At 61.0% G+C, this 9,944-nt stretch carries 9 protein-coding genes and 1 tRNA gene; all 10 read left to right on the top strand.

The window, feature by feature from the left end; all coding sequences use genetic code 11:
- Positions 1-52: 52 nt before the first annotated feature.
- The 10 genes from FS320_RS05820 to FS320_RS05775 all read left to right on the top strand — a co-directional run bounded on the left by FS320_RS05820 (position 53) and on the right by FS320_RS05775 (position 9,822).
- Positions 53-142 (top strand) — tRNA-Ser (locus tag FS320_RS05820).
- Positions 143-700: 558 nt separating this feature from the next.
- Entirely contained in the window at positions 701-1,627 is a 927-nt protein-coding gene (locus tag FS320_RS50170) for a septal ring lytic transglycosylase RlpA family protein (protein WP_338105296.1), read from the top strand.
- Between the two features lie 127 nt (positions 1,628-1,754).
- Positions 1,755-2,972 carry a D-alanyl-D-alanine carboxypeptidase family protein gene (locus tag FS320_RS05810; RefSeq protein ID WP_152710152.1) on the top strand — a complete coding sequence of 406 codons (1,218 nt, stop codon included), beginning with the start codon at positions 1,755-1,757 and terminating at the stop codon, positions 2,970-2,972.
- Positions 2,972-3,646: a dTMP kinase gene (tmk, locus tag FS320_RS05805; protein ID WP_152710151.1), complete on the top strand. Its 675-nt coding sequence runs from the start codon at positions 2,972-2,974 to the stop codon at positions 3,644-3,646. The genes FS320_RS05810 and tmk overlap by 1 nt, the downstream gene beginning before the upstream one ends.
- The gene (locus FS320_RS05800) at positions 3,636-4,700 is read left to right on the top strand and encodes a DNA polymerase III subunit delta' (RefSeq protein ID WP_152710150.1); all 1,065 of its coding nucleotides are present in this window, start codon (positions 3,636-3,638) and stop codon (positions 4,698-4,700) included. The genes tmk and FS320_RS05800 overlap by 11 nt, the downstream gene beginning before the upstream one ends.
- A 44-nt stretch (positions 4,701-4,744) precedes the next feature.
- On the top strand, positions 4,745-6,295 hold the full coding sequence (gene metG, locus FS320_RS05795) for a methionine--tRNA ligase (protein ID WP_152710149.1): 1,551 nt from the start codon (positions 4,745-4,747) through the stop codon (positions 6,293-6,295).
- Positions 6,296-6,343: 48 nt separating this feature from the next.
- Positions 6,344-7,675 (top strand): family 1 glycosylhydrolase, encoded by a 1,332-nt coding sequence (locus FS320_RS05790; protein ID WP_152710148.1) that lies wholly within the window; start codon positions 6,344-6,346, stop codon positions 7,673-7,675.
- Between the two features lie 58 nt (positions 7,676-7,733).
- The gene (locus FS320_RS05785) at positions 7,734-8,543 is read left to right on the top strand and encodes a TatD family hydrolase (RefSeq protein ID WP_152710147.1); all 810 of its coding nucleotides are present in this window, start codon (positions 7,734-7,736) and stop codon (positions 8,541-8,543) included.
- On the top strand, positions 8,540-9,340 hold the full coding sequence (locus tag FS320_RS05780; protein ID WP_152710146.1) for an MBL fold metallo-hydrolase: 801 nt from the start codon (positions 8,540-8,542) through the stop codon (positions 9,338-9,340). The genes FS320_RS05785 and FS320_RS05780 overlap by 4 nt, the downstream gene beginning before the upstream one ends.
- Before the next feature lie 215 nt (positions 9,341-9,555).
- Positions 9,556-9,822 carry a helix-turn-helix domain-containing protein gene (locus FS320_RS05775; protein ID WP_244626989.1) on the top strand — a complete coding sequence of 89 codons (267 nt, stop codon included), beginning with the start codon at positions 9,556-9,558 and terminating at the stop codon, positions 9,820-9,822.
- The last annotated feature ends 122 nt before the right edge of the window (positions 9,823-9,944 follow it).

Here is a 9,944-nt window from a genome sequence, read left to right as displayed (position 1 = left end):
CGGGGCGGCGGTCTTAGAGAGGGCATGGAGCCGGAGCGTTTTCTCCGCTTCTGGAGGGGTGGCCGAGTGGTTTAAGGCAGCGGTCTTGAAAACCGCCGTGGGTGCAAGCCCACCGTGGGTTCGAATCCCACCCCCTCCGCCATTCTCCAGATCCGTCGGTGCTTGGCTTTCGGGCAGGTGCGATCGTTTCGTTAACCAAGTCATCGCAAAATGAGCTCGTGAATCTGACCGGGAGCCCGAGGCAAACGGTCAATAGACATTTGCCAAAACCTCTTGACGGCACGTGGATGATCAATGCGTGCTAAGGGCCTGATCTAAATAGGAAATCTATTCGAGCTGCTGCGATGAGAGCTTCGTTGTCGAATTCCGCCGCCTTGCCACTTTCGGCAGTTTTCAGGCCGGTCTCCGTTAAAGTCTTACTGACAGATTCCGATGGATCTTATTGATCCATAGGCTAAATCTATCAAATGATACAATGTTTCATTTCTAGAGCTGAGCCATTGACAAGCGCGGCCGTTTAACCTCTTTTTAAGGACCCGCAAACCACTTTGACTTGATGTCCGGGCAATGGGGCAACGCCGTGCACCGTACAGACGATAGGATGCGAGACGATATGCTTTGTGATCGCGCTGAAGCGAAAACCGGATTGAAGGGAAGTGTCTCTTCCTTCAATCAATGGACTCTCCTCCGCATTGCAGGCGTGACCGCGATCGCACTGACTGCAGCTAACTGCTCCTCGAATGTCAGAGGGGGCATCGATCCCAAATATGGCGTGGCTCCGAGCCCTAAGGTTGTCGCCGATGGCCAGCCTATTCCGAAGGGCGGCGGCCGCGACATGGTAGGCAAGCCATATACGGTTGCCGGCCGCACCTACGTTCCGAATGAAACGCCGCGGGCCAGCGAGGGTCTAGCCTCCTGGTATGGATCTAATTTCCACGGCCGCATGACAGCCAATGGCGAGGTCTTCGATCGCGATTCGATAGCGGCCGCCCACACGACCATGCCGCTGCCAAGCTATGCCCGCGTGACGAATCTCCAGAACGGCAATTCCATGATCGTCCGCGTGAATGATCGCGGTCCGTTTCATGGCAACCGCGTGATTGACGTATCCGAACGGGCTGCCGCGGCACTTGGCTTCCGGCAGTCGGGGACTGCGCGAGTGCGGGTCGAGTATGTCGGTCGCGCCTCCACCAACGGCAGCGATGACCGGATTCTCTTGGCGAGCCTCCGGACGGATGGGCAGCCGGCAACCCTGACCGGCTCGGCTCCGACGATGGTGGCCCAGGCGACGCCACGGCCGAACGCTCCTCGCCAGGCCATCGCCCTTCGTACCTACGAGCCTGACGATGAGGCCTATTCGGTACCGGCTCGTACTCCCCAGTCCGCCGGATCCGGCGCCGTTGCCAGCAATGTGCCGCTTCCGCCTGAGCGTCCGTTCGACCTTGGAACGATCCCGGGTGCGGCAAGCCCGATCGCGCGGATCAGCTCAGCGGCTCCCGGGACAGCTCCCGCGTCGCGCCCGATGGTCGCCAGTCTCTACGAGGCACCCGCCAGCAACGCGCCGTCCGGCTTCCAGAGAAGCGGCGCATATTCGGCTGCCAATCCTTCGAAGTTCGTGCTTCGGTAGCTCGTAGAATTCAACTCGACCCGATCTATGTAACATCTCGCACAGGCTAGCGTGGCCGGGCGTTGATTTGTTGTTGACGCGCTACAGATTCGGGGTCTCCTAGGGGAATATCCTGGAGAATTTGACGATGCGTCACGTTAAGGTCGCCCGATGCCTGGCGGTGTTTGGTTTTGTGTGGAGTGCCATCTCCCTTGTGTCCGCTTGGCCGCAAGTGGCGCAGGCGCAGGCGCAGAATTTTCAGACCAGCGCGCCCACCGCCATCCTTATGGACGCAGGAAGCCACGCGGTCCTTTTCGAGAAGAATGCCGATGAACTGACCGCACCTGCCAGCATGGCCAAGACCATGACGGCCGAGGTGGTTTTCAACGAGATCAAGAACGGTCGCCTGAGTTTCGACAGCGAGTTCACGATCTCGGAGAACGCTTGGCGGAAAGGGGGAGCGGGCTCCGGCGGCTCGTCCATGTTCGCCAAGGTCAATACACCCATCCGGCTCGAGGATCTGCTGCGCGGCCTCATCATTCAATCGGGCAACGACGCGGCCATCGCCATTGCCGAGGGTGTTGCCGGTACGGAAGACAATTTTGCCCGCATGATGAACGAGCGGGCCAAGCAGATCGGTCTCACGAAGTCGACTTTCCGCAACGCGACCGGCTACGGGCATCCGGAGCAGAAGACCACCGTACGGGACCTGTCGAAGCTCGCCCTTCACATCATCGAGACATATCCGGACCTCTACAAGATCTTCGGCGAGCGTGAGTTTACCTGGAACAAGATCCGCCAGCAGAACCGCAATCCGTTGGTGTTCCTCGATATTGGGGCAGACGGGCTGAAGACCGGCAATATCGATGAATCGGGCTACGGCCTGATCGGATCAGCCGTCCAGAACGATCAGCGCCTGATCGTGGTCGTGAATGGTCTCAAGACGGCGAAGGATCGTGCGGCTGAATCCCGAAAACTCCTGGATTGGGGTTTCAGGGCCTTCGAAACCCAGCAGCTCTTCGCTGAGGGGCAGGTTGTCGGCGAAGCTCAGGTTTTCGGTGGGAACAGGCGATCGCTCCCGCTTGTGTCCAAGAAGCCAATTCGTGTACTTGTGCCTCGTGGAGAAGGCGAACGGGTCACCGCTCGCATCGTCTATACCGGTCCTCTGAAGGCCCCTGTCCAGAAGGGAACCGAAGTGGCCCGGCTCCAGGTCAATCGGGGTGACATGCAGGCTCTCGAGATGCCGCTTTACGCCAATGAGGACGTCCAGGAAGGGACGCTGAGTCAGCGGGCCCTGGACGGCCTGCTGGAATTCAGCACGGGCTGGGTCCGCCGCGCTTTCACGAGCGTGATCGAAGGCATTTAATGGCAGGCTGCTTCATCACGTTCGAGGGCGGGGAGGGCGCGGGCAAGTCGACCCAGATCGAGAGGCTTAAAAGCCGGCTGCAACACCTCGCCCAGCCTGTTCTCGTGACTCGCGAGCCCGGCGGCTCTCCGTATGCCGAGGAACTGCGCGCTTTCATCTTAGGGGGACATGCCAAGCAACTCGGACCCTTCGCAGAGGCCCTGCTGTTTGCCGCAGCCCGGATCGACCACCTCGACAAGACCATTGGGCCGGCGCTGAAGGGCGGGATCCACGTTCTGTGCGACCGTTTCGCGGATTCGACCCGAGCCTATCAGGGCTCCTTGGGCAATATCGACAAGGGTTTGATCGACCAGCTCGAGAAGGTGACCCTGCAGGGTGTGAAGCCCAACCTGACCTTCATCCTCGATCTTCCTGCCGAAACCGGACTTGCTCGGGCCGGAGCGCGGCAGGCAGGGAAAGGCGAGGGGGCGGATCGGTTTGAGGAAGAGGATATCTCCTTCCACCAATCCCTTCGTCAGGCCTATCTGTCCATTGCCCGATCCGAACCGAAACGGTGCGTGGTGATCAATGCGGACCAGGATCCCGATGAGGTCGAAACCGCGATCTGGGCGGCCTTGCAAGAGCGCCTTCCTCAAATGACCGAACAGGCGGTGAGGTCCCCCGATGCCGCGTGACGATCAGGACGTGGCCGAACCGGATCAGTTCGAGGGTGCGCCGCATCCCCGGGAGCAATTCGCCCTCTTCGGCCATCGGGAGGGTGAGGAAGCCTTCCTGGAAGGCCTTCGCAGCGGTCGTCTTCACCATGCCTGGTTGATTGGCGGCGCGCAGGGAATCGGCAAGGCGACCCTGGCCTATCGCGTCGCGCGAACGGTTCTTGATCCCCGAAAGAGCAATGATCGAGCCATTTCAAGCCTGGATGTGCCTGCCGACTCGCATGTGGCGCGCCAGGTGGTGGCTCTCTCGCATCCTAACCTTTCGGTTCTGCGGAGGGCTCCGGCTACGGACAAGAAGGGGCCGTCGGCGACCATTCCCGTCGATGCGGTCCGCCGGGCGCTTGGCATGTTCGGCTCCACGGCGGCCGATGGCGGCTACCGGGTCTGTGTCGTCGACAGCGCCGAGGACCTGACGATCTCAAGCGCCAATGCGCTGCTCAAGGTGATCGAGGAGCCGCCGCCGCGCTCGCTCTTTCTGATCGTCAGCCATGCTCCCCAAAGGATTCTCCCCACTATCCGTTCGCGCTGTCGGCGCCTTCTGCTCCGCCCCCTCGAGGAAAGGGACATCAAAGGGGCCATCGCTTCCCTCGGCTCCCCCTGGACCGATATCCCGCAGGATGTGGTGGATCAGGCGTTGCGCTATGGGGAAGGTTCTGTTCGGCGCACCCTGGAACTGCTCGACGCCGACAAGGTTGCTTTCATCGATCAGGTCACACGGCTTCTGAACGGATTGCCGAAAACCGACACCAAGCAGGTCCTCGCACTTGCGGAAGCTCTCGCCAGGCGGGATGCGGACGACAGCTATGAGCTGACCCTGGAAACGGTGCAGCGCTGGGTATCGGAGAGGCTTCACGAGAGGGCAGGGCTCGGCGCGTCCCGCCTTGCGCCGTTGGTAGAGGTATGTGAGAAGATCGACCGTTCGGCGCGCGAGATCGACGTGTTCAACCTCGACCGTCGGCCCTTCATCCTGACGATATTCGACGATCTCGCCGACGCGGTTCGGCGAGCGGCTTGAAGCCCCGTCCGAAGGGTTTTTGATTTCAGGACTTAGGATTCGACATGGCCGACAAGCAGAAGTTCTACATCACCACGGCTATCTCGTACCCGAATGGGGCCCCCCATATCGGTCATGCCTACGAGGTCGTCGCATCCGATGCGATCGCGCGCTTCAAGCGCATCGACGGCTACGATGTGTTCTTCATGACAGGCACGGACGAGCACGGCCTGAAAATTCAGCAGACGGCCGATAAGAGCGGCACGACGCCCAAGGCCTTCGTCGATGAGATGGCCGCCAAGTTCAAGGCTATGGCCGACCGGCTCGACTGCTCCTATGACCGGTTCATCCGCACCACGGATGCCGATCACCTGCCCTCGACCCAGGAACTCTGGCGCCGGATGCAGGAGAAGGGCGATATCTATCTCTCGAAGTATTCCGGCTGGTACTCGGTCCGGGACGAGGCCTATTTCGACGAGAGTGAGCTGACGAAGCAGCCCGACGGCAGCTGGCGCGCGCCGACGGGTACGCCGGTCGAGTGGATCGAAGAGGAGAGCTATTTCTTCCGCCTGTCAGCCTATCAGGACCGGCTCCTCGCCCATTATGAGGCCAATCCGGACTTCATCAGTCCGGAGACCCGCCGCAACGAGATCACGAGTTTCGTCCGTTCCGGCCTGCAGGATCTCTCGATCAGCCGCACGACCTTCAATTGGGGCTTGCCGGTGCCGGGTGATCCGAAGCACGTGATGTACGTGTGGATCGACGCCCTCAACAACTACGTGACCGGCTGCGGCTTCCCGAACGAAAGCGACCCGCGCTGGCACTATTGGCCAGCCGACGTGCATATCATCGGCAAGGATATCGTGCGCTTCCACACGGTCTATTGGCCGGCCTTCCTCATGTCGGCCGAGTTGCCGCTGCCGAAACGCGTCTTCGGGCACGGGTTCCTGCTCAACAAGGGCGAGAAGATGTCGAAGTCGGTTGGGAACGTGGTCGATCCGTTTGACCTCGCCGACATCTATGGCGTCGACCAGATCCGCTACTTCTTCATGCGTGAGGTACCCTTCGGCCAGGACGGAAACTACTCGCACGAGGCCATCGTCAACCGCATCAATGCGGATCTGGCCAACGATCTCGGCAACCTGGCCCAGCGCTCCCTGTCCATGATCGCAAAGAACTGCGATTCCGCCGTGCCGCAGCCCGGCGAGTTCACCCAGGCCGATCAGGACATTCTCTGGCTGGCGGATGCCTTGCCGACGAAGACGAGGGCGGCCATGAAGGATTTTGCCGTCCACTCCACGCTTGCCGAGATCTGGGCCGTGGTGGCGGAGGCCAATCGTTATTTCGCGTCTCAGGAGCCCTGGGTGCTGCGCAAGAGCGACGCGGCGCGGATGAACACGGTCCTTTATGTGACGGCCGAGGTGTTGCGGGCAGTCGGCATTCTGGCTCAGCCGTTCGTACCGACGGCAGCTGCCAAGCTTCTCGACCTGCTGGCGATTCCGCTGGAGGGTAGGGTGCTTGCTGCCGTCGGGCCGGAGCATCGCCTGGTGGCTGGGACGGCCCTTCCGCAACCTGCACCGATTTTCCCGCGTTATATCGAGGCGGAGGCGTCCTGACGCGTCCGCTTTGATTGGCCTTTGAGGGGCCCTCAGCGGAAGCGCACGATGTTCACCACCTTCATGTTCGCCACCGGGATCGAGAACAGCATCCCGACCATCAATAATGGCCGCACGCGCATCGATCAGATGGAGAAATGCGGCCATTACACCCATTGGCGGACGGATTTCGAGCTTCTGGACGAACTCGACATCCAGGTCCTGCGCTACGGTCCACCACTCCACAAGACCTTCATCGGTCCGGGCCGTTACGACTGGTCCTTCGCGGACATGACCTTCGCCGAGATCCTGCGCCGCAATATCATCCCCATCGTCGATCTCTGTCACTTCGGCGTTCCGGATTGGATCGGCAACTTTCAAAATCCAGATTTCCCTGAACTTTTCGCAACTTACGCTGAAGACTTCGCGCGCCGCTTTCCCTGGGTTCAGCTCTACACGCCCATCAACGAGATGTTCATCTGCGCCCAGTTCTCGGCTGCCTATGGCTGGTGGAACGAGCAATTGCGCAGCGATCAAGCTTTCGTGACGGCTCTCAAGCACATCGTGATGGCCAATGTGCTGGCCATGGAGCGGATCCTGAAGGTTCGCCCGGACGCGTTGTTCATCCAGAGCGAGTCGTCCGAGTATTTCCATGCGGACAATCCGGCTGCCATCAAGCCGGCCGAGATCATGAATGCCCGGCGTTTCCTGTCACTCGACCTGAATTACGGCCGGCGGCTCGACTCCGAAATGTACGAATTCCTGATGGATAGCGGCATGACGCGGGACGAGTACCATTTCTTCCTCAGCCGCTCGTCCCTGCGCCATCACTGCATCATGGGGAACGACTACTACGTCACCAACGAGCACAGGGTTCAGGCGGATGGCAACACAAGGGCGGCCGGCGACATATTCGGCTACGACGAGATTACCCGGCAATATTATGAACGCTACCGGCTGCCGGTGATGCACACCGAGACGAACCTCATGGAGGGTCCCAACGGCGACGAGGCCGTCAACTGGCTCTGGAAGCAATGGGCGAATGTGCTGAGGGTCCGCAATACCGGCGTGCCCATCGTCGGGTTCACCTGGTACTCGCTCACCGACCAGATGGATTGGGATACCGCGCTTCGGGAGGAAAACAACCGAGTCACGCCCGTGGGTCTCTATGATCTCGATCGCAACATCCGTCCGGTGGGGCGCTGCTACAAGCAGCTGATCCATGACTGGTGCGATGTGCTTCCGGCCCAGAGCGTGTGCCTGGCTGTGCCCGTTGTCCGGCCTCAGGACCAAGACGAGGCTCCAGTCCGCAGGCATCAGGAGAGGCTGCGCAAGATGCTGCACAAGGAGGCCAAGGAAGACGACGAGCCAGTGGCAACGGCGCACGGCGTACGTCGGTAGACGGATGAGCTGATCCGATTTATGCAGCTAGCCGCCGCAGAGGAGGGCGCCTTCACCCATGCTGGTTGACAGTCATTGCCACCTGGATTTCCCGGACTTTCAAAGTCGCCTCCCCGAGGTTCTGGCCGCGGCCTCTGCTGCCGGCGTGGGGCGCCTGGTGACGATCTCAACCCATGTGTCGCGCTTCGAGTCCTACCGTGCCTTGGCCGAGGCGCATGACAGCATCTTCTGCACTGTCGGAACGCACCCTCACAATGCGGCCGCTGAACCAGATGTGCCGACCGAGCGGCTGATTGAGCTCTCCGTGCATCCGCGCTGCGTCGCCATTGGCGAAGCTGGCCTCGATTATCACTACGACAAGAGCCCGCACGACGTGCAGCAGCGGGTGTTTCGTACCCATATCGAGGCGGCTCGGGAAACCGGATTGCCGTTGGTCATACATGCCCGCAACGCCGACGAGGACATGATCCGAATCTTGTCCGAGGAGATGAGGCGAGGGCGCTTCGATGCGGTTCTCCACTGCTTCTCGTCCGGCGAGAAGCTGGCTCGGGTCGGCGTCGAGCTCGGGCTCTCCGTCTCCTTCTCCGGCATCCTGACCTTCAGGAACTCGGAGGAGATCCGCCGGATCGCGGCGGCCATTCCCCATGAGCGTCTGCTCGTCGAGACGGACGCGCCCTATCTGGCCCCTGTCCCGCATCGCGGAAAGACCAATGAGCCGGCCTTCGTGGCTCACACCGCCCATGTACTCGCGGACGTCACCGGAATGACAGATCAGGACGTCGCCACTTTAACGACGGCGAACTTCTACCGCCTGTTTTCCAAGGCAGCCGCTGCCGACGCGGCATCGGGACAGGCGCTCGCATCATGACCTTGAGAGTGACGATCCTCGGTTGCGGATCCTCAGCCGGCGTCCCGCGCGTCGGCGTGGGTTGGGGCGCCTGCGATCCTTCCAACCCCAAGAATCGCCGCCGGCGCTGCTCGATTCTGGTCGAGAAAACGGGCCCTGGGGGTTCGACCACGGCCGTTCTTGTCGATACCACTCCCGATCTACGGGAGCAGCTTCTTGGAGCCGATGTCCGGCGCCTCGACGCCGTTCTCATCACCCATGAGCATGCGGACCATATCCATGGGATCGACGATCTGCGTCCGCTCGCCATTGTCCAGCATCAGCGGATCCCGGTCTATGCCGACCGGATGACGAGCGAACTGCTCCAGATACGGTTCGGCTACTGCTTCGATACGCCGGCCGGCAGCAGCTATCCGCCGATCCTGAAGATGCGCCATCTGCAGTCTGGCGTGACGACCGCGGTTCCCGGGCCAGGCGGCGCCATTGAGGCCTTGCCGTTCCGGATGGTCCACGGGGATATCGATGCCTTGGGCTTCCGGTTCGGCAGTATCGCTTACGCGCCGGACGTGAGCCACATGCCCGAGGAGAGCCTGTCGAGCCTGGAGGGCTTGGAGATCCTGATCCTGGATGCCTTGCGCCACACGCCGCATCCGTCGCATTTCTCGCTGTCGGAAGCTTTGGAGCTGATCGAGAAGGTCAGGCCGAAACGCGCCATCCTGACGAACCTGCACACGGACCTGGATTACGAGACGTTGCGGCGAGAGCTGCCGCAGCATATCGAACCCGCTTACGATGGGTTGCAGATCGAAGCGCGCTGACGCTGAACGTCACGAGGGAGCCGGAAAAGCGCGGTGGAAACGGCCACAAGCGTATCTCTCTCCGAAGCCGGACCAATTTAAGTTCCATAATATATCTTATGCGAATTTTGTTTGTAGACCCTCGATAGAGATGTCACCGCTCTCCTCGTTACAAATGTCACCTCCTCCCGGTGTCGTTTGCAGCAGAGAGCTTCGTTTCTATGGTGGTCCTTGCCATGAGCCGTCCCGAGATCGATCGGATGCATGTTCTGCACGACGTGATGGCAGAGCGCATCACCGTCCATGAGGCTGCCCAGCTGATGCGGCTCACCCGCCGGCAGGTCTTCCGCCTCCTCAAGGCCTATCGGGCTCATGGCCCCAAAGCCCTCGTGTCCACGCGTCGCGGCAAACCCAGCAACCGCTGTTATCCGGCGGCCGTGCGTACCGAGGCTCTGGCGCTCATCAAGGCCAACTATGCCGATTTCGGTCCGACATTAGTGTAGCGCGACGCGCGAATGTGTGAGTAAGGCGACGGCCAGATTTACGAGATGTCGCCTCCGGTTGAAGTCGACCTACCGTGTCACGGGACGACACGGAGGAGCGCATGAGCCGGCTCGATCAGGAG

Source organism: Microvirga tunisiensis, from assembly GCF_009296175.1.
GTDB classification, from domain to species: domain Bacteria; phylum Pseudomonadota; class Alphaproteobacteria; order Rhizobiales; family Beijerinckiaceae; genus Microvirga; species Microvirga tunisiensis.
Note: the sequence above shows the minus strand (reverse complement) of the source record. Positions and strands in the feature narration are given on the sequence as shown.

Coding starts and splice junctions, on each gene's coding strand:
- FS320_RS05810 (WP_152710152.1), top strand. CDS start 1,755: ATGCGTCACGTTAAGGTCGCCCGATGCCTGGCGGTGTTTGGTTTTGTG.
- tmk (WP_152710151.1), top strand. CDS start 2,972: ATGGCAGGCTGCTTCATCACGTTCGAGGGCGGGGAGGGCGCGGGCAAG.
- FS320_RS05800 (WP_152710150.1), top strand. CDS start 3,636: ATGCCGCGTGACGATCAGGACGTGGCCGAACCGGATCAGTTCGAGGGT.
- metG (WP_152710149.1), top strand. CDS start 4,745: ATGGCCGACAAGCAGAAGTTCTACATCACCACGGCTATCTCGTACCCG.
- FS320_RS05790 (WP_152710148.1), top strand. CDS start 6,344: ATGTTCACCACCTTCATGTTCGCCACCGGGATCGAGAACAGCATCCCG.
- FS320_RS05785 (WP_152710147.1), top strand. CDS start 7,734: ATGCTGGTTGACAGTCATTGCCACCTGGATTTCCCGGACTTTCAAAGT.
- FS320_RS05780 (WP_152710146.1), top strand. CDS start 8,540: ATGACCTTGAGAGTGACGATCCTCGGTTGCGGATCCTCAGCCGGCGTC.
- FS320_RS05775 (WP_244626989.1), top strand. CDS start 9,556: ATGAGCCGTCCCGAGATCGATCGGATGCATGTTCTGCACGACGTGATG.